The 26,310-nt window shown below is 54.4% G+C and carries 24 protein-coding genes; 9 read left to right on the forward strand and 15 right to left on the reverse strand.

All coding sequences use genetic code 11. From position 1 onward, the window contains the following. Window positions 1-24: 24 nt before the first annotated feature. Window positions 25-1,440 (forward strand): MFS transporter, encoded by a 1,416-nt coding sequence (locus AB8Q18_03910; protein ID XDZ52204.1) that lies wholly within the window; start codon window positions 25-27, stop codon window positions 1,438-1,440. Window positions 1,441-1,502: 62 nt separating this feature from the next. Here AB8Q18_03910 and AB8Q18_03915 read toward each other — a convergent pair whose 3' ends face one another. From AB8Q18_03915 to AB8Q18_03925, 3 genes are all read right to left on the reverse strand, one after another. Next, entirely contained in the window at window positions 1,503-2,252 is a 750-nt protein-coding gene (locus AB8Q18_03915; GenBank protein XDZ52895.1) for an amino acid ABC transporter ATP-binding protein, read from the reverse strand. Window positions 2,253-2,256: 4 nt separating this feature from the next. Next, window positions 2,257-2,901: an amino acid ABC transporter permease gene (locus tag AB8Q18_03920; GenBank protein XDZ52205.1), complete on the reverse strand. Its 645-nt coding sequence runs from the start codon at window positions 2,899-2,901 to the stop codon at window positions 2,257-2,259. An 83-nt stretch (window positions 2,902-2,984) separates the two neighbouring features. Continuing rightward, window positions 2,985-3,776 (reverse strand): amino acid ABC transporter substrate-binding protein, encoded by a 792-nt coding sequence (locus tag AB8Q18_03925; protein ID XDZ52206.1) that lies wholly within the window; start codon window positions 3,774-3,776, stop codon window positions 2,985-2,987. Window positions 3,777-4,087: 311 nt separating this feature from the next. On the opposite strand from AB8Q18_03925, the gene AB8Q18_03930 reads away from it, so the two are divergent. Further along, window positions 4,088-4,966, forward strand: a complete 879-nt coding sequence (locus AB8Q18_03930; protein XDZ52207.1) for an NAD(P)H-hydrate dehydratase — start codon at window positions 4,088-4,090, stop codon at window positions 4,964-4,966. 11 nt (window positions 4,967-4,977) lie between these two features. Beyond that, window positions 4,978-5,454 carry a GNAT family N-acetyltransferase gene (locus AB8Q18_03935; protein ID XDZ52208.1) on the forward strand — a complete coding sequence of 159 codons (477 nt, stop codon included), beginning with the start codon at window positions 4,978-4,980 and terminating at the stop codon, window positions 5,452-5,454. 24 nt (window positions 5,455-5,478) lie between these two features. Here the strand turns inward: AB8Q18_03935 and AB8Q18_03940 are convergent, their stop codons facing one another. Continuing rightward, window positions 5,479-6,372, reverse strand: coding sequence for a DMT family transporter (locus tag AB8Q18_03940; protein ID XDZ52209.1), 894 nt, complete (start codon window positions 6,370-6,372; stop codon window positions 5,479-5,481). A gap of 148 nt (window positions 6,373-6,520) precedes the next feature. Between AB8Q18_03940 and AB8Q18_03945 the strand changes: the two genes are divergently transcribed. Beyond that, window positions 6,521-7,099: a helix-turn-helix domain-containing protein gene (locus AB8Q18_03945; GenBank protein XDZ52210.1), complete on the forward strand. Its 579-nt coding sequence runs from the start codon at window positions 6,521-6,523 to the stop codon at window positions 7,097-7,099. Then, window positions 7,092-8,552 carry a deoxyribodipyrimidine photo-lyase gene (gene phrB / locus AB8Q18_03950; GenBank protein ID XDZ52211.1) on the forward strand — a complete coding sequence of 487 codons (1,461 nt, stop codon included), beginning with the start codon at window positions 7,092-7,094 and terminating at the stop codon, window positions 8,550-8,552. Before AB8Q18_03945 ends, phrB begins: the two co-directional genes overlap by 8 nt. 59 nt (window positions 8,553-8,611) lie before the next feature. On the opposite strand, the gene AB8Q18_03955 is transcribed toward phrB, so the two are convergent. Genes AB8Q18_03955 through AB8Q18_03970 form a run of 4 tightly spaced genes read right to left on the reverse strand, consistent with a single transcriptional unit; the run spans window position 8,612 to window position 13,415 of the window. Then, on the reverse strand, window positions 8,612-9,763 hold the full coding sequence (locus AB8Q18_03955) for an ABC transporter permease (GenBank protein ID XDZ52212.1): 1,152 nt from the start codon (window positions 9,761-9,763) through the stop codon (window positions 8,612-8,614). Further along, window positions 9,763-10,956, reverse strand: coding sequence for an ABC transporter permease (locus AB8Q18_03960; protein ID XDZ52213.1), 1,194 nt, complete (start codon window positions 10,954-10,956; stop codon window positions 9,763-9,765). Before AB8Q18_03960 ends, AB8Q18_03955 begins: the two co-directional genes overlap by 1 nt. A gap of 3 nt (window positions 10,957-10,959) precedes the next feature. Further along, window positions 10,960-11,952 carry an HlyD family secretion protein gene (locus AB8Q18_03965; protein ID XDZ52214.1) on the reverse strand — a complete coding sequence of 331 codons (993 nt, stop codon included), beginning with the start codon at window positions 11,950-11,952 and terminating at the stop codon, window positions 10,960-10,962. Window positions 11,953-11,969: 17 nt separating this feature from the next. Beyond that, window positions 11,970-13,415 carry a TolC family protein gene (locus tag AB8Q18_03970; GenBank protein ID XDZ52215.1) on the reverse strand — a complete coding sequence of 482 codons (1,446 nt, stop codon included), beginning with the start codon at window positions 13,413-13,415 and terminating at the stop codon, window positions 11,970-11,972. A 188-nt stretch (window positions 13,416-13,603) separates the two neighbouring features. Here AB8Q18_03970 and AB8Q18_03975 point away from each other — a divergent pair, with 188 nt between their 5' ends. After that, window positions 13,604-14,410, forward strand: a complete 807-nt coding sequence (locus tag AB8Q18_03975; GenBank protein ID XDZ52216.1) for a DsbC family protein — start codon at window positions 13,604-13,606, stop codon at window positions 14,408-14,410. Here AB8Q18_03975 and AB8Q18_03980 read toward each other — a convergent pair. The 5 genes from AB8Q18_03980 to AB8Q18_04000 form a co-directional block, all read right to left on the reverse strand. After that, a complete protein-coding gene (locus AB8Q18_03980; protein ID XDZ52217.1) occupies window positions 14,407-15,192 on the reverse strand; it encodes a molecular chaperone in 786 nt (261 codons plus the stop codon). The genes AB8Q18_03975 and AB8Q18_03980 overlap by 4 nt on opposite strands. Before the next feature lie 9 nt (window positions 15,193-15,201). Beyond that, complete coding sequence (locus AB8Q18_03985) at window positions 15,202-16,677, reverse strand: fimbrial protein (protein ID XDZ52218.1); 1,476 nt, start codon at window positions 16,675-16,677, stop codon at window positions 15,202-15,204. After that, complete coding sequence (locus AB8Q18_03990) at window positions 16,674-19,310, reverse strand: fimbria/pilus outer membrane usher protein (GenBank protein ID XDZ52219.1); 2,637 nt, start codon at window positions 19,308-19,310, stop codon at window positions 16,674-16,676. The genes AB8Q18_03985 and AB8Q18_03990 overlap by 4 nt, the downstream gene beginning before the upstream one ends. Continuing rightward, window positions 19,311-20,042, reverse strand: a complete 732-nt coding sequence (locus tag AB8Q18_03995) for a molecular chaperone (protein XDZ52220.1) — start codon at window positions 20,040-20,042, stop codon at window positions 19,311-19,313. 150 nt (window positions 20,043-20,192) lie between these two features. After that, window positions 20,193-20,738 carry a fimbrial protein gene (locus tag AB8Q18_04000; protein ID XDZ52221.1) on the reverse strand — a complete coding sequence of 182 codons (546 nt, stop codon included), beginning with the start codon at window positions 20,736-20,738 and terminating at the stop codon, window positions 20,193-20,195. A 529-nt stretch (window positions 20,739-21,267) separates the two neighbouring features. Between AB8Q18_04000 and AB8Q18_04005 the strand changes: the two genes are divergently transcribed. Both AB8Q18_04005 and AB8Q18_04010 read left to right on the forward strand, forming a co-directional pair. Then, window positions 21,268-21,777, forward strand: a complete 510-nt coding sequence (locus AB8Q18_04005; protein ID XDZ52222.1) for a hypothetical protein — start codon at window positions 21,268-21,270, stop codon at window positions 21,775-21,777. Between the two features lie 97 nt (window positions 21,778-21,874). Next, a complete protein-coding gene (locus AB8Q18_04010; GenBank protein XDZ52896.1) occupies window positions 21,875-22,207 on the forward strand; it encodes a multidrug efflux SMR transporter in 333 nt (110 codons plus the stop codon). A gap of 173 nt (window positions 22,208-22,380) precedes the next feature. Here the strand turns inward: AB8Q18_04010 and AB8Q18_04015 are convergent, their stop codons facing one another. Beyond that, entirely contained in the window at window positions 22,381-23,841 is a 1,461-nt protein-coding gene (locus AB8Q18_04015) for a sodium:solute symporter family protein (GenBank protein XDZ52223.1), read from the reverse strand. Window positions 23,842-24,125: 284 nt separating this feature from the next. Beyond that, window positions 24,126-24,533 (reverse strand): Cu(I)-responsive transcriptional regulator, encoded by a 408-nt coding sequence (cueR, locus tag AB8Q18_04020; GenBank protein XDZ52224.1) that lies wholly within the window; start codon window positions 24,531-24,533, stop codon window positions 24,126-24,128. A gap of 220 nt (window positions 24,534-24,753) precedes the next feature. Here cueR and AB8Q18_04025 point away from each other — a divergent pair, with 220 nt between their 5' ends. Then, window positions 24,754-26,301 carry an exopolyphosphatase gene (locus tag AB8Q18_04025; protein XDZ52225.1) on the forward strand — a complete coding sequence of 516 codons (1,548 nt, stop codon included), beginning with the start codon at window positions 24,754-24,756 and terminating at the stop codon, window positions 26,299-26,301. The last annotated feature ends 9 nt before the right edge of the window (window positions 26,302-26,310 follow it).

Below are 26,310 nucleotides of genomic sequence, written 5' to 3' on the forward strand. Positions count from 1 at the left end.
GATTGTCGAATAAAGGAATCATTCATGAGTTTGTCTAACCCGCCAGATGCGTCTTGGCGCGCCCTCTTATCGGGCCGTAACGGCCTACGCAGCATTGCGCTGGCCGGCGGCGTGGCCCTACACGCGATTAATGTCTACATTGTGGTCACCATTTTGCCCAGCATCATTGCCGACATTGGTGGCTTAGCCTATTACGCCTGGAGCACCACGCTGTTTGTGGTGACGTCTATCGTGGGGTCGACTTTGGCGGCCAAGTTGATTGACCAGCTTGGTCCGCGTTGGGCTTATTTATTGGGGCTGGCGGTGTTTAGCTGCGGGACTTTACTGTGTGCTTTGGCTCCGTCGATGCCGCTGCTGCTGCTGGGGCGCAGCATTCAAGGTTTGGGCGGTGGTATTTTGATGGCTTTAAGCTACGCCTTGATTCGTCTCTTGTTTGAATCGCATCTATGGGCTCGCGGCATGGCCTTGGTATCGGGCATGTGGGGCATTGCGACTTTATGCGGTCCAGCCATTGGCGGCCTGTTTGCTCAGGGCGGACATTGGCGCTGGGCATTTTTATTTTTATTGCCGGTGGCGCTGGTGTTGGCGCTGATCGTGATGCGTGAGCTGTCGCCGCATCCGGTGAAAAGCCCGGTGCCGATCCGTATCCCTGCCTTGACCATCGGCCTCTTGGTGGCGTCGGTATTGGTGATTTCGGTGGCGAGCCTGTCGCCTGATTTAATGTGGCAAGTATTGGGTATTGTGGCGGGCTTGGCCATTGTGGTGATGGTGGGGCGGCGGGACACGCGCGCTCAGGTGAAGCTATTGCCCAGCGGTGCCTATACGCTGTCGACGCAGCTGGGCGTGGTGTATGCGATGATGTGTTTATTGGTGGCCAGCATCACCCCAGAAATTTTCGTGCCGTATTTCTTACAAACCATTCACGGCTTTAGTCCGCTGACGGCAGGCTATATGACGGCGGCGATGGCGGCGGGCTGGACGGTGGGTTCGGTGTACAGTGCGGGTAAAAACGGCCACATTGTGGCCAGCATGCTGAAGTTTGGGCCCTTAGTCATCGTGGTGGCGCTGTTGAGCCTAGCCGCCATGACGCCGCTGCTAGGCTGGCTTACTGCTACGCCACAGTTGGTGGTGTATTGCATTGCTTTAGCGGGCGTGGGCCTAGGCATTGGCATGGGCTGGCCGCACCTGCTGACTCATGTGCTTAACTCTGCGCCCAAGGGTCAAGAAGGATTGGCTTCGGCTTCTATTTCCACCATCCAGCTATACGCCACGGCGTTTGCAGCGGCTTTAGCTGGCGTGGTGGCCAACGGTGCTGGGCTGACTCAGCCAGGTGGCGTGGTTGGGGCCCAAAGCGCGGCGCTGTGGGTGTTTGTGCTGTTTGCGCTGGCGCCATCCTTGGCCTTTGTGTGGGTGCGGCGCCTGCGAGGGTTAGCCAGTTAGCCTACCTTGTGACACCCATTAAAAAACCGGCCTAGGCCGGTTTTTTAATGGGTTCTGAAACGCTAGAGTCGACCCAAAAATGCCTGCGTGCGTTCGTTTTGGGGGTTGTCGAAAAACGCATGGGCTTCGCCGCCTTCGGCGATGACGCCTTGGTCCATAAAGTACACGGTATTGGCCACTTCGCGAGCAAAGGCCATTTCATGCGTGACCACGACCATGGTCATGTCTTCTCGCGCCAAATCACGAATGGTGCGCAATACTTCGCCAGTGAGCTCAGGGTCAAGCGCAGAGGTGGGCTCATCAAACAGCAAGATTTGCGGTTCCATGGCCAAGGCGCGGGCAATGGCCACACGCTGTTTTTGACCACCAGACAGCTGAGAAGGGTAGTTGTCGCGCTTGTCCAGCAGGCCAACCTTTTCCAACAGGGCTTCGGCAATGGGCAGTATTTCGGTGCGCTTCATGCCTTTGACCGTCATCGGTGCTTCGAGCAAATTATCCAAAACCGTCATGTGAGGGAAGAGGTTAAACTGCTGGAACACCATGCCAATCGAGGCGCAAATGCTGCGAATTTCCTTAGTGGGCACATAGGTGCAGTGGCCTTGTTCATCGGTGCTGACAAAGGCTCGACCATTGATGTCGATGTGGCCTTGGTTGATGACTTCCAAGTGGTTGAGGCAGCGCAGTAAAGTGCTTTTACCAGAACCTGATGGGCCGATGATGGCGATGACTTCGTTTTCATGAATCTGTAGCGACACGCCTTTTAAGACTTTAACGTCGCCGTAGTTTTTGACGATGTTTTGCGCATTGATCATGACTTTAGTCTTCGTAGACGGCATAGCGTTTCTCCATGTATTGGAATAACCAAGTCAAAATCAAGGTCATGATGAGGTAAAAGGCAGCGGCCACGATAAACGGGGTGATGTTAAAGTCGCGTTGCACAATATTGCGTGCCGCGCGCAGTAAGTCGTTTAAGGCCAGCACGTAGATTAACGAGGTGTCTTTGACCAAGGTGATGGTTTCGTTACTCAAGGGCGGCAGGATTTTTTTGACCATTTGCGGCAAGATGATGCGGCGCATGGTTTGCGGATAGCTCATGCCCAATACCTGGGCGGCTTCGTATTGGCCCTTGCCGATGGACTGAATGCCGGCGCGGAAAATCTCGGCAAAATAGGCCGCATAGTTCAGCGTAAAGGCCACGATGGCGGCTAAAAAGTCAGGCAGTAAAATGCCAAACGAGGGCAGGGCAAAGTAGACGAACAGCATTTGCAGCATCAGCGGCGTACCGCGCATGACCCAAATATAGCCATTCACCAGGCGATCTAAGGATTTAAAGCGCGACAGGCGCATTAAAGCCAGGCTTAAGCCCAGCGGTATCGACAGCAAGAGCGTCACGCCAAAAAGCTTCAGCGTGATGGTGGTGCCCTCCCAGAGGGGGCCCATAATTTGTATCAAATAATCCATGGAGGCTGTCCAGTAGTGTGAGGCTTAAAGCAGAAAAAAACGCTGCCTCGCGGAAGCGCTTTTTTCTTATTCAATAAAACAGCTTACTTAATGATGTCGCGACCGAACCATTTGGTGGCGATTTTAGCAGAAGTTCCGTCTGCTTTCATGTCGTCTAAGGCTTTTTGTAAGTCGGCCAATAGGGCTTCATTGTGTTTACCCACGCCGACGCCGTATTCTTCAGTGCCGAAGTTGTCTTCCAAAATGGTGTAGTCTTCTGGGTGTTTGGCCACATAGTAGCGACCCACTACTTCATCCACCACTAGGGCTTGAATGCGTTTGGTGTTTAAGTCCAGTAGGGCCACGACGTTGTCGCCGTATTTTTTCAGCTCTTTCATGCTTTTGGCGGCGGCTTCATCGGCTTCGATGGCGTTCACGGCGCTGCTGCCATCCTGTACCCCGACCACTTTATCGGCTAAGTCGGCTTTGGTTTTGATGTCAGAGTCGGCGTTGACGATGATGATTTGGTGGTTTTCCATATAGGGGCTGGTGAAGTTGATGTTCTTTTTGCGCTCTTCGGTAATGGTTAGGCCATTCCATAATAGGTCTACGCGCTTGCTGTTCAGCTCAGATTCTTTGGCGCTCCAGTCAATGGGCTTGAATTCAGCTTCAATGCCCATGCGGGTTGCGGCTTCGCGCGCCATGTCGATGTCAAAGCCGACCAGTTCGTTTTTGTCATCACGAAAGCCCATGGGCGGGAAATTGTCATCCAACGCCACCACGATTTTGGTGGGTGCGGCGGCTTCGGTCGGGGCCGTGCTGTCCTGTTGGCTAGGACCACAGGCGGTTAATAGGCCGGTTAGCAACGCCACGGCGGTGGTGAGTAATGGTTTCATCGCATTCTTCCTTTATGTCGACTTAAAAGAGTTTATTATCAGGTTGGATTTTAACGTACTTAAGACGAGCTGCCTATTGGGCGTCTGCGGGCCCTTTGGAACAGCGTACGTAAGCGGTTAATTATAAGCCAATTGGCCCTATAAATCACGGTGGTGGCGGATAAAATGGCTGATTTGTGGCAATAAAGTACGGCAAAATGATTTTTTGCGCTTTAGTATTTAAATATGTTCTATAAGACGTCTTTATGTTTAAAACCAAAAGGCGCACACTCAAGGATCAAGACAAGACTATTTGGGCTCAGGAGGCCGGTATGAAGGCAATGGATTCAGGACCATTTTGGACGAAGCTGCGTAGGCAGTCTCAGGCATTTCCTTGTTTAACTCAGCCACGCTGTGTGGAGGGGCATAAAGGCAGCTTTGGCACCGTGGCGGTGCTCGGCGGCAGTGAGGGGATGACGGGCGCCGCTATTTTAGCCGGGCGCGCGGCCTTGAAAAGCGGCTGTGGCAAGGTTTACATTGGCTTTGCCCAGGCGAGCTTGCCGTTGGCCGTAGTGGATCAAGCGCCGGAATTAATGCTCAAGAGTGCCGCCGATGCGTTGCTGTTGAGTGAGGTGTCTGCTTGGGTAGTGGGCTGTGGTTTGGGATTGGGCCATCAGGCGCCCATGCTGCTGCATAAAGTCATTCACAACCCTAGCTTAAGCCCCGTGGTCTTGGATGCTGATGCGCTGACGCTATTGGCCCAGCAGCCACATCGATTGGCGGCGGGCGCAACGACGGTGTTGACGCCGCATCCGGGTGAGGCTGGCCGGCTACTGGGACAAACCACGGCGGCGATTCAGAGTGATCGAGCCGGCGCCGCAAGGGCCTTGGCTCAAATCTATGGCGCTTGGGTGGTGTTAAAAGGGCATGAGTCCATCGTCGCGTCGCCAGAAGGTGAGCTGTGGGTGAACGATAGCGGCAACGTTGGCTTGGCGACGGCAGGCAGCGGCGACGTTTTATCCGGCTTGATTGGCGGCCTATTGGCTCAGGGCTGCCCTATGAGCGAGGCGGTGCGTGCCGGCGTATGGCTACATGGCGCCGCAGCCGATTACTTAGTCAGTAGCGGTATTGGCCCGATTGGCCTCACGGCTTCGGAGTTGATCGATGCCGCTCGTTGGGTGCGCAACCACTTGCCGATTGGTTCGGCGTGACAGGAGCCAAAATGATGACGAGCATTCATATTCGGGCGGCGAAGACGATGGATCAGGAGGCCATTTATGAGCTACACCAAGATTCGGTACGGCAGCTGTGTGGGGTTGACTACAGCAGGGCACAAATCGATTCATGGTTGGCTGGACGGCAGGCGGTGATGTATGAGCCGGCCATTGAGGCTGGGCGGCTATGGGTGGCTGAAACCGATGCGGGTTTATTGGGCTTTATTGAGGTGGATGGCCATGAAGTGACCAAGCTCTTTGTGGCGGGGCGCGGCGCACGCCGTGGCGTAGGCCACGCCTTGTTGCTGCATGCGCTTGAGGTCATGCGTGCACAGGGCGTGACGGTTGCTTATTTGGAGGCCACGCTGACGGCGGTGCCGTTTTATGAACGCCAAGGTTTTGTGGCGGGGGCACATGGGTTTTTCTCACATGGGCAAAGTCCGATTCGGCTCGAAGTGGTGCACATGATGAAGCCTTTGTCGTGATCATGCCCCCCAAGTTCTTAACGATTAGCGTGTCGAGCGGTGTTTTAAGGCTTTGAGCTGGGGGCCCAGCGTCATGCCGGCTGCTGCGGCCAAAATGGCTAAGGTGCCTAGGAGCTGTATGCCACTGAGGCGATGGCCTAGGGCTAGCCAGTCCACCAAAATCGCCACTACGGGGTAAATGAAAGACAGCGTGCCCACCAAGACGGTGGGTATTTTTTGCAAGGCGCCGTACAGCAGCGTCGACATCAGCCCTGTGTGCAGCACGCCGAGGGTGAGCAATAAACCCCACAGTGAGAAGGTGTCAGGCAGCGTGCCCAATTGGGCGAACGGCGCCAGCAGCACAATGCCGAGGCTGAGCTGCAGCAGCACAATCAGCTGCGGTGGCGTACCGGTTAGCCGTTTGGTGATCAAGGCGGCAATGGCGTAAAAGAAAGCCGCACCCAGAGCCAATCCCACCCCAAGTAAGTAATCGGTGCCGGCGTGAGCGCTGCTTTGCTTGCCGATGATGATCAGCAACATGCCCCCAAAAGCGAGGGTTAACCACGCGAGCTGAGGGCGCTTGAGGGTCTCGCGAAACAGGATGAGGCTTAATAAAACCAGCATGAAGGGCTGGGTGTGGTACACCACGGTGGCGACGGCAATTGAGGTGTGTCGATAGGCCGCAAACAGCAAAATCCAGTTGGCGATCAGCGCCAGCGCCCCGAGTAAAATCCACGCGACTTGGTTACGGCTAAAGTATTTGGGCTGTAATAAGCCGGCATAGGCGCAGGCGGCAAACATGGCGGCAGCGCCAAAGAGGCAGCGCCAAAACACCACGGCCTGGGCCGGTAGGCCTGTTTGTAGGACAAACCAGCCAATGGTGCCAGAGATGGCCATGGCGACGCTCATTTCAATGCTGCCTCTAAGATGTGGATTCATGTGCTGCGGCTTTCTATCAGTGGTTGAACAGGCAATATAGGGGCTGGTCTTGTGGCCCTAATCCCGTTATTATTCGATATATTGAACAATAGGTCGTTATAGTGCGCCGATTGATTTTGTTCGTCAAGATGAACGTTTGGATTTTATAATGAACAATGTGACTACCGGGGTGACGTCCTCGCCCCATCCCATGACTCTGCTGTCGAACGCGATTAAAAATGAGCGAGAACGGCAGCGCCTATCGATGACTGAATTGGCTAAGCGCGCCGGGATTGCCAAATCCAGCCTGTCTCAGCTAGAAGCCGGCAGCGGTAATCCTAGCTTGGAAACCCTATGGGCGCTGGCCTTGGCCTTAAACGTGCCGGTTAGCCAGCTGATTGCGCCGCCGCAGCCTCAAGTTGAGTTGATTCGCGCTGATGAGGGGGTCTCTACCGCTTCGGAACAGGCGATTTATCGTGCGACCTTATTGTCGAGCGGGCCTTCTGGTGGCCAGCGCGACGTCTATCGACTCAATGTTCAGCCGGGCGAACCTAGGCGCTCTGAGCCGCATTGGCCAGGCACGGTAGAACATGTGTTTTTGTGCCGCGGTCGGGCCTTAGTCGGGCCGAGTGATCAGGCTGAGGTGTTGGTGGCCGGTGACTACATTCGCTACGCTGCCGATGTGGCCCACGTGTTTGAAGCCTATGAAACGGATACTTTGGCCTTGATGGTGATCGAACATGCTTGATCAATCATGGGCCAGCGGCCAAGAGAAGGCCTTACGGCGCCAGCTGGTTTGGTTTCGAACCGATTTAAGGGTTACCGACCACGCCGCCTTAAGCGCAGCGATGGCTGCTGGGCCAACGGTGGCTGTGTTTGTGGTCAGCCCAGGGCAATGGCGGGCCCACGAAGACGCCGACTGTAAGGTGGATTTTTGGCGGCGTCATTTAGCGCAGCTGCGGTCGCGCTTAGCCGAACTGAATGTACCGCTACGGCTTTTGCAGGTTGATGATTGGGCGCAGGTGGCGCCGGCCATGGTCGAGCTGTGCCAGAGCCTGAACATTGCCCAGCTACACCATCAGCAAGAATATGGCGTGAATGAAGCGCGCCGAGATGAGGCCGTTGGAGAAGCTTTGATCAAAATCGGCGTTGGCCGTCTGATGCAGCAAGATAAAGGCCTGCTGGTGCCGGGCAGCGTGCTCAACCAAAGCGGTGAGCCGTTTAAAGTGTTTACCGCGTTTAAGCGGGTGGCGCTGCAGCGCTTGTCGGGCCAGATGCCTTCGATTTTACCGGTGCCCAAGCCGCAGCGGCCTTTGGGCTTGGCTTCAGATGAGGTGGGTGAGAGTATTTGGCCTGAGACTACTGAGTCGATACAGGCTTTGTGGCCTGCGGGCGAAGCCGCGGCGCAGCAGCGCTTAGATGATTTTGTGCATGCGCACGTACACGACTATCACCGTCAGCGCGACGTGCCCAGCCTACCAGGGACCAGTCAGCTGTCGCCCTATTTGGCAGCGGGCGTGCTGTCGGTGCGTCAGTGTTTGGTGCGGGCCTTGGCGGAAAACCAAGGCGAATGGGCCACGGGCTCCGAAGGGGTACAGACCTGGCTGAATGAATTGCTGTGGCGTGAGTTTTACCAACACCTCTTGCTGGCTTATCCGCGTCTGTCTATGGGGCAGCCGTTTAAGCTGCAAACCCAGCACTTGGCCTGGCGATCGGCGCCAGAAGAGCTTGCACGCTGGCAGCAGGGGCGAACCGGCATCCCGCTGATTGATGCGGCCATGCGCCAACTTTTGGCCACGGGCTGGATGCACAACCGCTTGCGCATGGTTTGCGCCATGTTTTTGAGTAAAAATTTATTGTTGGATTGGCGTTTGGGTGAGTCGTGGTTTATGCGCCATTTAATCGATGGCGAGCTGGCTGCGAACAATGGTGGCTGGCAGTGGAGTGCGTCGACGGGCACGGATGCGGTGCCGTATTTTCGGATTTTTAATCCCGTTACCCAATCACAGCGTTTCGATCCTGATGGCGCCTTTATTCGGCAGTGGCTGCCGGAGCTCGCGGCCATTGAGGGGAAGGGCATTCACACCGGTGCCGGCAGTAATGATTTATTTGGGCCGGCTTATCCAGAGCCTATGGTGGATTTAAAAGCCAGCCGAGAACGGGCTTTGGCGGCCTTTCGGTGTTTGCCAACGGAACCATAGCAACCATGTTTGCTTCATCACGGCCGGCCTATTTTTGTGCCGGCCGTTTGTTCGTCTGGTTATGCCTGATCGGTTTCTTGAGTGGCTGTTTCTGGTCGAATGCGGCCAAACCAGCACAGCAAGATCAAACCCACCAGCCCCAATAGGAAAATATTGACCAAATACGGCGCCGTTTCGGCCACGCTGGCGCCCATTTGATTCAGCCGTACCGAGGCGTGAATCGCAGGGGTGCTGGGTATCAGCCAGCTAAGTGCCCGAGCCAGCCACGGCAGGCCTTCGCTCGGCCAAGAAAAGCCGCTCATGAAATACATCGGCATTGAGGTGAAGAGGATGATCTGCACGCTGCGCTCTCTTACCTTAAACCACAGCCCACAGAGTAGGCCCCAAACGATGACGGTGGGGGCATACAGCAAAATCAACAATAAGGCGCCGAGCACATTGCCGCCGCGGCCATAGTCTTGCCAAGTGAACAGCCAGCCAAAATAAAACGCCATAATGAGGGCCGATACTGAGGCGATGGCGCCGATGCGGCCGAGCCAGGTGGTGATGTTGGCCTGCGCCGTTCGGGCTTCGAACAGCGTGCCGCTAAACAGGGCGCTGCCAATGAGTAGGGTTTGCTGCAAAATCAGCAGCGCCACGGCTGGCACCACATAGCTGCCATAGCCTTCGCTCGGGTTGTAATAGGCCTTGGTTTTTAAGGCCAAGGGCTGAGTACTGGTGGCGGCTTGATCCAGCGACAGACCTTGGGCATTAAATTGTTTGATGGCGATGCCGGCCGATACGGTGCCGACGGCTTCGGCAAAGCCGTACAGCACTGATTTATTCAGTAAGGCATAGCTGCCGTTGCCGGCGATGGCGACGTTGGCGGCTTTACGGTGTAACACGTCGTGTTTGAGGTTGGCTGGGATCACCATATAGCCTTCGATCTGGCCGCGCCAGAGCGCTTCTTTGGCCTCTTGTTCGCTGCCTAAACGGATCACGCTGATCTTGGGGCTGGCGTCGGCAAAGCGGATGATTTGGCGCGATAGATTGCTGTTGTCGTAGTCCACGATGGCGGCCGGTACCTTCAGCGCCTGCTGATTGGCGTAGGGCCAGGGATAGAAAAAACCGTACAGAATGGGGGCTAAAACCACCATGAGCAGCACGCCTTGATCGCGAAATACCGTGCCTAAGGTGTGCTTAAACGTTTGCCAGAAGCCAATATTAGTCATTAACGGCCCCCCCATTTCTCGGGGCGATTAAGCGCCCGTTTCAGCAGCTGGCCACACACAGGTATGAAGGCGAGGCAGGCGAGGCTGAGCGCCAGCAGCGTCGGCAGGGCAAAGCTGGCTGGAGCCTGCATTTGCAGCTGCTGTACCTGCAGGCGCGCGTAGTGGGTATAGGGCAACAGCACCGCCCAAACATAGGCGCCGCCAGACATAGCCAAGAGGGGAAAGCCGGTGCCGCTAAACGCAAAGGCGGGGGCGGTGATGAAGCCGGTGCCCGAAAGCGCCATGCGTAAGGACAGGGTGAGTAAGGCCAAAAAAGCCCCGAGCAATAGCGACAATAACAGCAACAGCCATAGGCCGAGCAGCACCAGAATCCAGGCGCTTAGGCTGACGCTTTGCGGCAGTGCCGCCAGCAGCAAGACGATGATGCTGACGACGCCTAAGCTGAGGCTGGCCGGCGTCAGCTTGCCTAAAAGAGCCAGTATCAGCTGGCGCTTAGTGGGCTGGGCCGTGCCCATAGGCGTCAGCCAGGTGGTCATGCCGTAGTCGCGCAGCTCGCGGCCGACGGTGTAGGCGCCGGCGGTTACGGCAAAAATATGCAATAGGGCCGGCATGATCATGCTGGCTAAGAACTGTTGATAATCACTGGCCACATTAAACAAGGCCGTGGTGTTGGCCTTGATTGGTGTAAAACTATCGCTGGCCTGCTGTGGGGCTTGGCCGCGCGCGCTGCGGGCTTTGATTTGGATGCCGGCGGACACGGTGCCCACCACCGTCATGACGTCCCGCTGAATCAGGCCAGCGTGGGTGCCGAACTGGGCGTTGACGTTGAGGATGACGTCGGCGTGCTGGCTATTTTTTAAGGTTTTAGCAAGGTTGTAGGGTAGGTATACCACGGCGTAGACCTGGCCTTGGCGCAGCGCCGCTTCGGCTTCTCGGGCGTCGCTGAACTGAGCCGCCACGCTGAGGCCGGGGGAGGCATCGAGAAAGCGATTGATTTGGCGGCTGACGCTGCTGTGGTCTTGATCCCACACGCCTATGGGTAATTTATGCGGCAGCTGAGGGGAGAACAGCCACCACACGAACAGGATCGAAGCCAGCGGCAGCCACCAGATCATGGCGAAGTCCCAGCGGCTGTGTTTGAGCCACTGCCATTCACGCTTGACGCTGTGCTGAAATAAAGAAGAAGACTTCATGGCTTACTTTAAAGTCACCAAAACGCTCATGCCTGGGCGCATGCCGGCAATAGGCTGAGTCGGGCGGGCCTTGATTTCAAACGTTTTTAGGTCAAAGCCTTCGCTGTTGCGGGTGGCGCGCCAGGTGGCGAAGTCTGGCAAGGCTGAGCTGGCATAGACTTTAAAGGCCACCTCAGTACGGCTGCCCTTTTGCGACAGCGCTGGTAAATAACCCTTAAACTCGGTGCCGAGGGCAAAGTCGGCCAGATGGTCTTCACGCACGTTGAGGACCACCCACTGATCGTTAAGGTCTACCACGGTGACAATGGCCACGCCTTGTGGGGTGATTTCGCCTTTTTTGGCAATGACTTTAGATACTTCGCCGGCTACAGGGCTTTTTAAATTGGCTTCTTGTTCGGCGACTTCGGCCTCGTCTACCACGCCATCAACCTGCTTGGCTTGGGCGTTGGCGGCGGCAATGTCTTCGCGGCGTGCTCCTTCTAGCGCCATGTCGTACTGGGCTTTGGCGGCGCTGGCCTGGTCGCGTGAAGCGACGTAGTTGGTGTAGGCCTCATCTCGTTTCTGGCGCGACAGCAGGCCTTCGCGGGCAAGGTTGTCGACGCGTTGATAGGATTTTTGGGCCAGTTCAGCGGCGGCCTGAGCGCGGCGCCAGGCTTGCTTGGCCATTTCGATTTCCTGAGGGCGGGCACCATTTTCGGCTTTTTCAGCCACGGCGTCGGCCGCTTCACGGGCAGCTTTGGCCTGTTTGATCTTGGCGTTAATTTCCGGGCTGTCTAAGCGCATGATGGGATCGCCTATTTTTACCTGGTCGCCTTCTTTCACCAAAATAGCCTCGACGCGCCCAGCGACTTTGGCGGCCACGTCCACTTCTTCAGCCTCCATCTGGCCTTGCAAGACGACGGCTGCCGGTCGGGCGCTGACCCATAGGCCGATGCCGATCAAGATCACGGCCAGCACAAAGAGGCCGATGAATAAGGTGGTTTTTTTGCGAAGCATGGTTCTATCCCTTTGGATCAAGGCTTAACGCGAACGTCGGCCGAGTTTAAATACTGTACAAACTGCTCTGGCATGCCAGCGCTGCTGAGCAACATCATCAACGACTGGATGTAGTCGTTGGCGGCCTGTGCCCGTTCGGTTTTGCTTTTGGTCAGATTCACCTGAGCGTCGACGAGGTCGGATAGGGTGCTGACGCCTTCACGCAGGCCAGCTTGGCGTAGGCGTAAAAACTCCTCCGCCAGCTCGATGTTGCTGCTTAAGGCAAAATAGGCCTGACGGGCATTGTCGACCTCGCGCCAGTTTTTTTCGACGAAGAGGCTGATGTCTTCGCGCGCCTGCAGATCTGTGTATTCAGCCTGGCGAATTTGCGCCAGCCCTGAGCGTCCTGAGCTGGGTCTATCCATGCTGCTCCACAGCGCCCAGTGGACGTTGACGCCCACGATGCGGTTGGCGTTGCTGCTTTTTAGCTGCTGTTGCGCAAACACCGTCACGCTGGGTTTCCAGCGTGATTCATCGATGTGGTGAAGGGCTTCGGCTTGCTCTTTCTTGGCCGCCACCTTGGCTAGTCCAGGATGGTTGCTTAAGGCGGCGGCGATGAAGTCATCCAGCGGCGGCAGTTTTTGGCGGCTGATGAAGAGCGGCGTGCTGGGCGTAATGGGGTAATCGCTTTGCAATAGGCGCTGTAGCGCCATGCTGGCGACTTTGGCATCGTTTTGGGCTTTTTCTGCCAAGCGTTTGGCGTCTTCTAGTGCGACCTTGGTTTGTAGGCGTTCGACGCGTGCGATGAGGCCTTCATCCAGCATTCTTTGTGCGGTTTTGTCGTGCAGGCTGATGGCGCGTACGGCATCTTGGCGTAGGTTGGCCGCCATTTGGGCCAGCTGGCTGCCGAAATAGCGCGTCACCAGCTGGGTATAGACTTGGGCATCGGCATCGCGCGCATCGGCAACGGCCTCATTGGTTTGGGCCGCGGAGAATTTCTTTGCGCCGGTGACCTTGCCGCCGGTGTAAAGGGGCCACACCACTAAGGCATTGGCCGTATTGAGGTTGCCCTTACGCTTAACGTTGACGTCGGGCACATCGATAGAAGGGGGAAGCGGTAGGCTGCCGCCGGCAATGGTATTGCCTAGGCGGTTGAGGCTAATGTCGGCATCAAGCTTGTAGTTGACGCTGTCGGCGGTCAGAAACACTGAAGGGCCGCCCAGCAAGGCCAATGATTGCTGGCGTTCACTTTTGCTTTCCACCCCAGCGGTTGCGGCCGCTAACTGCGGTGAATATTCGGTCAGCATGGCCTGCGCTTCGATAAACCCTAAGGCGCGGGCTGGGGCCGGGCCATAGGCTTGTTCGAGGGTGGTCGTGGCTGCGGTAACGGCTTCTGCTTGGGCCAGTGTCGGCCCAGTGAGTGCGCCCAAAATCAGTAAGAAAGACAGTCTTAAACGAAAAGATGATGCAGTAGCCAAGGTCATGATGGGCGTCATATTGTAATAAATGGTTTAATCATATACAAATGAGTTGATAATGCAATAAGGCGACGGCTTTTTTATTAGGGTGTGGGCACTATTGAGCGTTGATTCAAGAGATTGATCTAAATCCTTTCTTTTAATAAGTATTAACTTTATGATAAACGGCAGATACTTTATAGGAAAGTTGAATCATGAATCAGTTTGGATTAGCCGGTTGGGCGTTGGCCTTTGCCGTCAGTGGGAGTGCTTGGGCCAGCAGTGGCCATGTGGCGATTGATGCGGCACAGGCCTATGTGGCGAAGCAGCAGGCCAAGGTAGTCGGTGCTTATGATGTAGGCCTCAAGGACTTCTTGGTGGTGAAGGTGAAAGGGCAAACGCAGGCCGGCACGTCGATGCTGCTGGTGTCTAAGGATGGCAAGCTGATGACCAATCAGATGTTTGATTTGTCATCGGGTCAAGCTAAGCCTTATTTGCGTCAGTTTGAAGCCGTGTTGAGCGGGCCAGAAATCGCCGCCTTTGTGGCTGATTTTCGGCCCGAGCAAACCATTACCTTTAAAAAAGGCGATGGCAGCCGTGAGCTGACCGTGTTGTCCGATCCCAATTGCCCTTATTGTAAAAGCCTAGAACGCGATATTTTGGCTCATTTAGACAATGTCACCATTCATGTTTTGATGTTTCCTTTTCTAGGCCCTGATTCAGTTGAGAAGGCCAATCGCATTTGGTGTGCGGATGATCCACAACAGGCTTGGCACAACTGGATGGTAGAGGATATTGCGCCGCCGCCTGCGCCCTCAGCTAGCTGCCGTTACGACACGGATTACGTGACGGCCAGTACGGCCCAAATGGCCATCAGCGGTGTACCGGTGGTGATCGTGCACGCCAACAGCCAAATCGTGCGCAGCGGCATCAGCCTGCCCGAGTTAACCGCTGTAATGGCTCTGCCTAAAGGCCAGTCGCGCTTACCGGGCGTCAAAGAAATCAAATTCAAACCTTTTTAAGGCATGATTGGGGGCAGGCGTCGCTCGTACGGCACGTATTGCCCCTCGTCATTGACCAAAATAAACCGCAGCGTGTGGCCTTGCTGAGGCTGTTTGGGCTTGTGTACGGGCGTGAGCTTAAAGGTTTGCTGAGCGCCGGGGCGGATGGTTTTGTCCAGCTCGGTGTCCACGCTAAACGTGGTCTGATCGCCCTGTGTGATCGCCAGGTGAGCAATATTGGCCACATAAGCGCTGGGGTTGTCGATACGCAGCGTAGGGCGGCCCTGATCTTGAGCGAGGGTAAAGCGCAGCTGTTGCAGTTGGGCCAAAACGGCCTCGCTGCTGGCCTTTAAGCGGTTCGGGCGATACAAAATCTTCAGTTGGGTCAGCATGGCTAAGCCCACCAGATGTTCATCCTGGTTGGCCGTCGGCGTGGGCGGTACTTCTAGAATATTCAACCAATACAATTGTTCTACATGATCATTTAAGCGTTCAGGCTGGGTATTGAATACCTTGAGCTCTTTGAGCTGGCTTGGGTCTAGCTTAAACATGGCGGGCGTGGGTAAAAACGGCGCATCGGCGCGTTCGGGGGCGGCATCGGTTTCGCCCTCATTCACCCACAGCTGGACTACTACGGGAAAATGATTGGTGTTCACCAGCAGCAGCGATTGAAATGGACTGTCTTGAGGGTAGATGATGCGACTGTGGCTGGGCATCACGCCGGCTACGGCCGCCTGTACGCTTAGGCTTAAACCTAGGATGGCGGCCGCAAAACGGCTGCAGGAATGAAGCATGAAGGCCATGATGACTCCTTAAGGTAGGCGCACCAAAATGGTGGCGGTGGCCTTTACTTGGCCGGGGCTAGGGTCGATATTGGGCAGCTTGGTGAGGCTGGCGGTATAGTGTTTGATGTAGCTAATGGTGCCCATGGCTGGATTATTGGCAATCTCATCGGCGCCGGCCAAAACAGGGTCCCAGCCGGCGCTGCGCATCTGTTGCAGCGAGGTGTAGCTAGGGCAATAAGACGAGCTGCCGGCGTTGACGGCTTCGCAGCCGTCCCAGCTGACGAAATTAACCCGATCTTGCTTGGCGTTGTGTAGCTCAATGCCCACCCCTTTAGCCATGTGGGGGGCATCGTATTGGTCGGAAACCAGATACTTTACGCCCTTAGTCGTCGGGTCGATGAAGCGTCCTGGCGCCTGCGCGTCTAATTGTTTGATTTGGTTGAAGGCAGCATACGAGGGCTGAATGCCTACCGCCGTGGCGTATTGATTCACCGCGCTGCTCATCAAGCTGTCGCACTCAACCGTCACCTGAAAGTCGCGCGACACGGTTTCGCCCTGCTTCAGCTGATCCGCTGAAATAGTCGGAAAGGCCACATAAGGCGTGTTGCTGCGTAGGACACAGCTGGGGGTGTATGAGAATGTCGCAGCGGGTGGGCCGTTGAGGCCGACGGCAATTGAGCGGTCCCAAGCCCATATCTCTGAGTTGGAATCTTGTCCTAGCTTGACATTGTAGCCACCGGTGCCATAAAGGTGTAAATAGCCATTGGGCTGACCACAGCCGGCGTTCAAATTATTGATTTTGCCATAGTTGGCCGACCAAATTTCATTTGGGTTGCTGGTGGCGCTGGTGGGGATGTGGGTTTCACCAGAGGCACCGTGGCAATAGCTGGCCTTAACCTTAATGCCGTTGGCGTCGTATTGACCACCAAAGGCATCCTGCCATTTAATCAGTTTGGCCATGACTTTAGGCACGTGCTTGAGCCGAATGACGAAACCGCCGTTGGGACGGTCTTCTTTTTGAACCGGCACTGAGGTTCGGGTCCAGAAGCGGTTAAAGACTTCGCCTGTGTCCATCATGCTTAACTCAATGGCGACGTAGGGAAACTCGGTGGCGTAATAGCCAGGGTTGCCCGGTACTTCATAAAACCCGCCGATGCGGCTGTCGCCGTTGGTGGCGACCACCCAAGACAGCTCTTGGTAATCACTGTCGGCGGTGCAGGTTAAAATAATGCTTTCTGCGCCAAGATTGGCCAATTTACCGTCACGAATTTGCTGATAGTTGACCACGCCCGTGGCCAGCTGGCTGCCGACAGGCTGCAAGTAGCTGCTCATGATGTTGACTCGGCCAATGCCTAATGAGGCCGTGTGTTTGTCATAGCTGGTTAAGTCATGGCCTAAAATGCCAGAGCACTTGGCCCAGCTGATATTGCTGAAAACACACAGGCTTAGGGCGGTGAGGCCAAGAAGAATGCGGCGTTTAAGGGGGTTAATGAATGGCATCATAATGGGGTTCCAGTGGGGGTGCACACGCTGTTAATCGGGATGAGGTTGGTCTGTAGCTGTGCCTTCGAGAGTTCAAAACGAGCCTGGCAGCGATTTTCTGGCCCTGAGCCCCAAACAATGCTGACGCTGTTTTGGACGCTGGGCGTGCGAATGTAGGCCTGGTTGTTTTGGCCGACGATGCCAATTTCTTGTTCGTTGGCGTCCACAACCTGGGCGCCAAATGGAACGATGGCTTGGTCTGGACGCGTCAGGTGGAGCAAGACCGGGTAGCCAGACTGAGTCGCAAAACGGATCTTCACGGCGGCGCCAGCATAGGGCGCCACCTTCATTTCACCGGCAGAAACGTCAACATGATTATTGCTCATTTCTTCGGTGCTCAGCCCGATGGCATTGTAGCGATAGGGTGAAAGCGAGGGCACGAGGGCGTAGCCAAAGCGATCAATTTTGGCGCCCTGGCCATTGAATACCGTTGCGCCTTTAGCGCCTTTGGCTTCAATGATGGCAAAGGCATTGCCTAAATAAGGACCTAAGGTGACGCCACCTGAGTGGACGACAACGGAGCCAATGAGGCCGGTGCCCAGCTGCCAGTAGTCTTTACCGCCAGAAAGTGTGGCCGATGCCGCGCCCAGAGCGTAGTTTTTCTGTACGTTGGCGTTGTAATAGGTCAGGTTGTCGCGCGCATCGTGGCTCACGTTGATGCCGTAGTTATAAGGTTGAGCCATTGCGCCGATGCTGTCAGAAAAGCTCAGCTGATATGAATTGCCGCTGTCTCGGTCGAAGGTGGCCGAGGAAGTCAGGTAGGCGCGGCTGATGTCTAGCGGAATGGAGAGAGACGCCGTGGTGACGGTGCGGTAGCGGCGCTCGTTACTGTCCCAGTCGCTGCTGCGTTGGCGAGAGACGCCGACGGAGAAGGAAATGTTCTTACCAAAGTTGCGGCCATAGCCGAGCTGGTATTGAATGTCTTTGTCGCGGCCGCCGCGATAGCTTTGAGCGGCTATGCTCAGGCTGAGCGAGCCCCAGCGTTGGAGTGATTGGTTGATGGAGACAGACATGCGGTCTTTGCGTAAATAAGAAGCAGATGCCCAATCGTTTTCTTCTTGGCCTTCATCGCGGTGGGCCATGCTGTAGCGCTCGTTGACGAAGTCACTGAATTCTCGAAAGCCCGCTGTTGAATAGCGGTAGCCGGCTAAGACGACGTTGGTTTGGGTGGCCTGAATGGATTTAGAGTAGGTGCCACCAAACATCCAACCGCTTTGGTTATGGCCAGGGAAATTGGCTTGAGAAAAAGCACTGTTGAGGCCAAAGGCGCCTAAATGATTGCTGTAGACGGTGGTGAGTGAACCCGACCAGTAGTCTTCGGCCACCCGTAGGCCGCCGCCTAGGGTAAAGCGATTGGTTAGGCCATATTTTAAATTCAAGTCGCCAAAGCGTGCCTTGGTCAGCAGGTCACGGGTTTCGCCAATAGAGACATCATATTTAAGCTGTTGACGACGCATGGAGTCGGGCACTGCCGAAAACGGCACGCTGAAGCTTTGGCGGCTGCCGTCAGCCTCTTCAATGGTGACGTCTAGATCGCCTTGATAATTGGTTGGATACAAATCATTGATGCTGAATGCGCCGCTAGGGACCGAGGCTTGGTGAATAATGGCGCCATTTTGGCGCACCACCACCAAGGCATTGGTTTTGGCAATGCCCATAATGGTGGGCGCATAGCCCTGCATCGAATTGGGCAGCATGCGCTCGTCGGTGGCCAATTGCACCCCATTAAACGGTACTGAAGTTAAGAACTCGCTGGCGCTGTGTAATTGGCCCATTTGCAACTGGCTCTTGATGCTGGGGAGGGCTCTTTGCAGGTAGCTGGCGACGTTGTGCCAGCTGGATTGGCTATGACGGTTGTCGTTGCGCCAGTTAAAGTTCGAGCGTTGGCGAAACTGCCATTTGCCTAGATTGACGCCGCCGTTGAGGGTAAGGTAAAAATATTGGCTGTTGCTTTGGTCTTCACCGTAGTGGTTGTAACTGTGGTTCATCGAGTAGTTAAAAAAGCCCACGTTGGCGCCAGCATCGTATTCGGCCGGATCGATGTAGCCTCGTGGCTTGACGTCTAGTAAATGTTGCGGTGAGGTAAACGCTAAAGTTTGCAGCGACGTCATTTCAACTTTGGCTTCTGGAATCAAGGCCGATAGCGGCACACAGGCTTGATCGGCGTCTATTTTGGCAAGGCTCTTGAGGTTAAAGCCAGCCTGTTTCAGCAGGGCTTCTGTCATGCATACCTGGCTTTTTTTGCCCACCATGGCGACGGTGATGCTGGTCTGGGCTGCGTACTGCTGATTCATTAAGACTTTGACGGGATAACGACCAGGCTCCACCGCATTTTTTTGACTGAGCCGATCAATCACGTCTTGTTGTACGCTGCTGCCGCGGAACATGGTGGCGTCGAAGGCGTATTCTGATTCTTCGTGCTCAGGCGGTTCTTGCTGAGCTGCGCTTTGGCTGTGCTGAGGTTGATTGATCTCAGAAGGCGCGGCGACGATTGCAGGCGGCACGACCGTTTGTGCCTGAGCCGCATAGGCGCAGACAAGGAAGGGCGTGGTGAGGACAAGATTGAGTTTCATGGCGTCTGGTTTCAATCGCATTTATAAGCTTATTTTTTGTTTGCTGATGCCGCCTAAATCATTAATGATGTTTAGGGTCAGGGTGCCGCTGAGGGACGCAGGCTTAAGCTTGCCTAAGGGATAGCTGTGGCTGGAAAAAGGTGCCAGCATCGGTAGCTTATCTTTTAATAACAGTTGATTATTGTTGAGGCTAATGGCGTTGATGGTGACATAGTAAGGCGTGGGATTGGTGACGTGAATCATGCCTTGGCGTAATTTTTGCGGGTCGACGCGTAATTGGGCTAAATGCTGATCGTCTTGTTTGGTTAAGGCTTTGGGGCGGTAAAACAGCTTGACCGTGGTTTTAAACGTAAAAGCCAGCTGATTATTGTCTTGCGCGGCTTTTTTTTCAGCCGGAATTTGATTGAAGGTCAGATAGAACACCGACTCGCGATCCTGAGGTAGATTAGCGCCCGCTACGTGGCTTAAGCGAGCAATCATTAAATCCTTGTGCGGATCCATGCGAAAAATAGGGGGCGTCACCACAAACGGCGCTGGTGTGGTGTCAACGGCTTCGGTTTCAGGCTCTGTGGCGCTGACGCTGATTTGCATAATGCTGGGATAATCATCCTTGGATATAAAGCGCAGCGGAACCGATTGGGCTTCAGCAGGGTAGATCACGCGAGTGCCCATCAGTTGTACGGATGCATGGGCTTGGCTAATAAGGCTTAAAGCCGTGGTGGCGGCAAAGACGACGGACAAATAGTTACGCATGATAAGTAATCCTATGATGATTGCGTCGGATGAGTATGAATATACAATAAATTGTTTATATACAATACAAAATTATGTAAAAGCCCCAGAAAGCTGATTGTTCTGGGGCTTTTTTTACCCACATTTAGATGTGCGGTTCAGAATCCCAGCTTATTCGTAGGTTGTGGTGTATTGAATCGCCGCTTTTACTTTGCCTTCGGTCGCTGCACCGGTGGTCTCATTGGTGTAGTGAGCTTTAAAAGGATAGTTAACGGTGTCTTCACCAGTAGGGATGGCTTTGGTCACGATGGCGGTTTCCGCACCTGCGGTGAACTCAACCGCTTGGCCGTTTTCGTCTTTGAGTTTAATGCCAGCGTTAGAGCCGTCAGTGATGAGGTTGCTTAAGTTACCGGCGTTGGAAACGTCGCCAACCGGCATCATGCGCACACCGACTTTGCTGTAGGCGTCGCTGGCGCCACAGGCCGACATTTCGAAGTTCACGTCGGCAGAGACGGTGCTGTCCGTGCCCGCAGCTAGGTCAGAAGCCGGGATGGTGAGTAGCTGTACGGTGGCGTCGGCAGAAGAGCCGTTAACGGTCACATTACAAGTAGTGTCGGTCACTTCACCCAAAAAGGTGATGGTGCCGCCGGTGCTGGCCATTGCGGCCAAAGGAAGGGCTAGAGACAGGGCTAAAAGGGTTTTCTGTAGTTTGTTCATGGTGATGCCTTTCGTAAGTTAAGTCATAATTAAATAAGGATGTTGTTTGCTGTGTGTTTCAGCTGTTGCGTTTTGCTGAGGTGATAATAGGATATAAATGGATGCTGAAATACGGTCCATTTAGTTAAATAGGGTAAGTTTTGGTTATGTATTTTTAATTTTTGTTAACCATTTTTAGTTGTTTGGCATGATGATTTCTGTGTGGAAGAAAGGGCGGGCACGAAGATAAAGGCATGAGGCAGGGTGGCTAGGGCTGAATCGAAGAGAAGTAGCGCGTTAATTTTTGTTGGCGTTTGGTTGATTTCTGTGAAGACGATCGATTTTTTTGTATAAAATGATGGTTGTTTGCGGCATTCTTTGTATTTTTTAAACAACGCCAGTTTGGTGTATCGGTACGCTTTATTAATAGGTCGGGGTGAGGTAGGGCAGGTGTGTACCGACTAGATAGACGTAAAGCAGAAAGTCGAGCGAGCTCGACCATTTATGCGATAATGTGCTCGGGCATAAAGGCCTGAACAAAAGGACGTGTATGAACCGATTCACCACGCTTGGGCTGCTGGCGGCGATATTGAGCCTACAAGGCTGCTTGAGCATCACCCACTATGCTCAGACGCGGCCGGTTGAGGTGGTGTTGCGGTTTGACTATCAAGACGGCGAGGGGCGTGACTGGGCGATGAGCCAAGATTTTGGCTTCAGTGCCGCTCAGCAGCTACTGAATGCCCAAACCTGTCACCGTTTAATGGGGTCGTGGCCCTGCGATCGAAGCATACGGGCCCTATACAGTGCCGAGCACGGGCCTTTAGATGAGGCCGGGCAAATCAAGGTGGTGCTGCGTTCGGCCGGTCCTATTGGTGATCATCCGACCACTTATTGTATTCAAGGGCAGGGCTATACGTTTATTCCCGGGCCGTGGCAGCCTGGGCCTTTTCAGGCCAATCAGGTGGTGCGTATTCACTATAAAATCAGCCGTAACGATCAGGCCTGCCGAGATGGACAGGGCGTGGCGCCAGCGTGGTGGCCAGGGAAAGACGTTTTTTAAAGTATCCTAAAAGTATCTTGGTCATGCTGATGGCGTAGGCGTTACGCAGCGAATGGCTGGGTTTTGTTGATGATGAAAAGGTTTGATGATGAATCCTGTGATGGTTTATTTAGCGTTGGGTGTGGCCATTGTGGCGGAAGTGATAGGCACGTCCTTATTGCCGCATACCAAAGAATTTACTCGTCCGTTGCCGACGGTGGTGATGGTGTTGATGTATGGCGTGGCGTTTTATCTGTTATCGCACGTGATTCGCACCGTGCCGGTCGGCATCGCTTACGCGATTTGGTCTGGTTTGGGGATTGTGTTGATTGCGGCCGTGAATTACTTTGTGCTCAAGCAAACTTTAGACGTGCCGGCAATGATGGGTTTAGGCCTGATTATTGCGGGGGTGTTGGTGATCAATTTATTCTCGAAAAGCGTTAGCCATTGATGGGCTTGGGGTGAGTGCACGGTGGTTTGATGGCCAACAAACCATGATTTATTCACGGTCATCAATATGCTCACATTCCTAAATGTAAAATCCACCTCGGCCACGCCCCACGGACCCACCATTAAAAAGCCCCTAGCGAATCGCTTCGCTAGGGGCTTTTTGACGTCTGTGCGTTACGCTTCTTGCGGCAAGGGCGGTACGGTGATGCGGCGCTTGTCCAAAAGAGCGACCAAGAAGAACGTCACACTGCATAAAATCCACTCTAAATAGATCGGATGGTTGATGAAGGGCAGCGTGGTTTTAAAAAACTCAGGTACGGCCGGAATGAATTGCCAAGCGGCGAGGCCAATGATGCCCACGGCCGTGGTCCAGATGGCGCTGCTTTTACGGCACCATTGCGGCTTAAACATCAGCATCAGAAACACCAAAGTAAAGGCGGTGGTGAGGCTGAGGCCAATCATCATGGTTTTGACGATTTCTGAAGCTTGGAAGGCCAAGAACAGGGTAAAGGCGCCAATGACGGCTACTGACAAGCGGCTGATGAGGTTAAGCCGTTGCTCGCTGGCCTGAGGTGCCAGCATATTGTGGTAAATGTCGCGGGTGAATAAGGTGCTGGAGCCCATCAAAATGGTGCAGGCGGTCGAGACGTCGGCGGCCCAAAGGGCAGACAGCACGATGCCAGCGATTAAGGGCGGCAGCGACATGATGATGTGGGGCAAAGCCAGCGTCGGCATCAAGTCGGGGAATTGTACTTTGGCGACAATGCCCAATACGGCGCAGAAAAACCCGATCGGGAAAATCAAGGCAGCGCCCCAAATATAGCCTTTTTTGGCCGTGGCCGTGTCTTTGGCGCTACAGGCAATCTGTACCGTGCCTTGGCCGCTGATGGCCTGGGTCATCATCACCACAAACCAGCCGATGAGGGTGGCCAAGGGTAAGGTGCCTTGAAGTGAAAACCAATGATCGCCTGGCGGCAGTTGGGCGGCGATATTGCTGAAGCCGCCGGCATTGGTAACGGCCAAAATAGTGGCGGCGATGATGCCAAAATAAATTAAGGCCACGCTTAGAATATTAGATAGGCCGCTAGACCACAGGCCGCCAATCAAGGCGATGCCGATGAACACCACGGCGCTGACCATCATGCCAGACTTAAAGCTAAAAAATTCGGGCAAGAGGGTAGATAAAATTGCACCACCGGCCAAATATTGGAGCGAGGCGATCATCATCAAAACGATTAAGATCGCCACAGCGCTGATCAGGCGGCTGGTCTTGCCAAAATAACGCTCAAACAATTCCGGCAGAGAGCTGACGTTGAGGCGGCGATATTTTTCTGCCGCGACTAGGCCCATGGCCAGCGCGCCAGCGGCCCATGCACCGTTATACCAGCCAGCAGAGAGGCCATTATTGTAGGCACTTTCCGCCACGCCTACGGTGGAGGCGGCGCCGACGGCTAGGCCGGCCACGCTAACCGCGATCAGCGGTGTGGTCATTTTACGGCCAGCCAAGAGAAAGGCAGAGGCGCTGCCTTTGGCCAAGCGGCTAGCGTAGGCGCTGATGATGAAGAGGGCGCCAATGTAGAGGCACAAAATCAAAAAAGGGATATTGCTGAACACTGAGGCGGTGGTGGAACCCATAAAAAATCCGTACGTGATTGAGTCAGTCAAGAAAGAGAGTGAGTATAAATGAGGATGATTCTTTTAGCCATAACTAACTAATAAATGAAAATTGGCCGCAGATCATGTTTTTGAATTGGCTTTAATGAATTTTATCAGCAATATTATGCTATTTTTGTTTGTTGGTTGGCTGAAAAATATAGTGCTTGCTTATGGGTTGGCGTTTTAAGTGAAATCAGCGGGGGGATGTTGTCAGAAAGTGTGCCGACTCGGCATCAAAAAACCGCGCTGGGCGCGGTTGGGCTTTAGTGGGTGTGATCGGCATCGGCCTGAGCCAGGCTGTTGAGGATGGGGCAGTTAGGATCGTCGCTGCCGCTGCAGTATTGCGTCCACGTCTTTAGGGTGTTGGCCATTTCCTGTAGCTGTTTGGCCTTGTCTTCGAGTAGGCTGATGTGTTCTTGAGCCAGCTTTTTAACGTCGGCGCTGGCGCGGTGCTGATCGTGCCACAGCGTCATTAAGGCCTCGATTTGTTTGAGTGAAAAGCCGAGGTCGCGGGCGCGTTTAATAAAGCTTAGGGCTGCCACGTGTCGGTCTTGATAGACACGATAATCGGCCTCGGTGCGCGGCACGTCAGGCAGCAAACCGAGTTCTTCGTATCGGCGGATCATTTTGGCGCTTAATTGGGTGAGCGTAGCCACTTGAGAGATGTTCATGGCTTTATTTTACAATCAATTAGCCTAAGCGCCAATATGGCTGTGATGATTCGGTTGCGGCATTTTGTCCAATGGCTTAAATGTGGCGGCAGCCTTGCTGGGACGGGCGTTAGCCGCTTTAGGGCAAGGGCGGCTAAGGCGCTGGCGTAAAATCAGCATGACAGTTTCGGTGGCGCACGCTAACATTGGGGCACGTTTTGAATCTCGAGAAAGACTGCTTGTGAAACAGGCCTTTGATTTTGATGTATTGGCAACCGTAGACTTAGGGTCAAACAGCTTTAGATTGCAGATTAGCCGTAAAGAGGGCACGCAGCTGTTTGTGATTGACTCACTTAAAGAAATGGTTCGCTTTGGCGCCGGCCTGGGTAAGGATAAATACCTGACTGAAGAGTCGCAGGAGCGCGCATTGTCGTGCTTGGCTAAGTTTGGCGAACGCCTGCGTGGCTTTGCTACACCGCAGGTTAGGGTGGTGGCGACGAATACTTTTCGGGTGGCCAAAAATATCGGCCCCTTTTTAGAGCGGGCCGAAGCGGTATTAGGGTTTCCAATTGAAATCATTGCCGGGCGAGAAGAGGCACGGTTGATTTATTTGGGCGTGGCCCATACCTCCGCCGTCACTGATGACACGCGCCTGGTGGTAGACATCGGCGGCGGTTCGACCGAATTTGTCATCGGTAATGGCCTGGTGCCACAGGTGACTGAAAGCTTGGCCTTAGGCTGTGTGTCACACAGCCTGCGGTTTTTTCCTGATGGTGAAGTGACCGAGGCTGGCGTGGCCAAGGCGGTTTGGGCGGCGCGTACCGAAGTACAGCGCATCAGCATGATGCTCAAAGACATCGGCTGGGACGTGTCCATTGGCACGTCTGGCACGGCGCGTTCTCTGAGTGCCATCTTTGAAGCCTTAGGCGATCCGCGCGGCATGATTACGCTGCCGGCGATGAAGCTACTGATGAACCAGATTGTGCGCGCAGGCAGCGTGGAGTCTGCTGCCATCATGGGCCTGAAGGCCGATCGCCTAGAAGTATTTGCCGGCGGCCTAGCGGTGATGATGGCGATTTTCGAAGAATTGGCGATTGAAGAAATGGCCGTCACCGATGCGGCGCTGCGCGATGGCGTGCTGTATGACTTAATCGGCCGTCAGCTCGACGCCGACATGCGCGACGAAACCGTGGCGCGTTTTCAAAACCGCTATCGTGCCGATGTGCATCAAGGCGAAATGGTGTCGGACATCGCTCAGCAGTATTTTGAGGGCATGGCCAAAGATCTGCCCATGCACGAAATGGGCATGTGGTTGAGTTTGATTGATTGGGCCGCCAAGCTGCATGAGATTGGTTTGAGCATTGCCCATACCGCCTACCATAAGCATTCGGCCTACATCGTTAAAAATGCCGACATGCCGGGTTTCTCGCGGCGTGAGCAAAACAAGCTGGCGGTGCTGATCTTAGGCCATCGCGGCGACATGAAAAAAATGTTGGAGCAAATTGGCAGCGATGAATACTGCTGGGCGGCGGTGCTGTCGCTGCGTTTGGCGGCCTTGTTCTGTCGCGGGCGCAAAGACGTGTGCATTCCTCACAACACCAAGGTTAAGTTTCAACTGGATAAGAAAAAGTGCACGCTGCAAATTTCCAATGCCTGGCTGGCTTTAAACCCATTAACGGTTAGCGCCTTAACTTTGGAAGAGGGGCACTGGGAAAAGATTGGCCGCGATTTTGCCATCAAGCCTTTAGGCAGCATGCCTGAAACCGATTCTGAGCTTTATGTCGACTAATCTTAGCGA

This window comes from Neisseriaceae bacterium CLB008, from assembly GCA_041228285.1.
GTDB lineage: Bacteria > Pseudomonadota > Gammaproteobacteria > Burkholderiales > Neisseriaceae > JAGNPU01.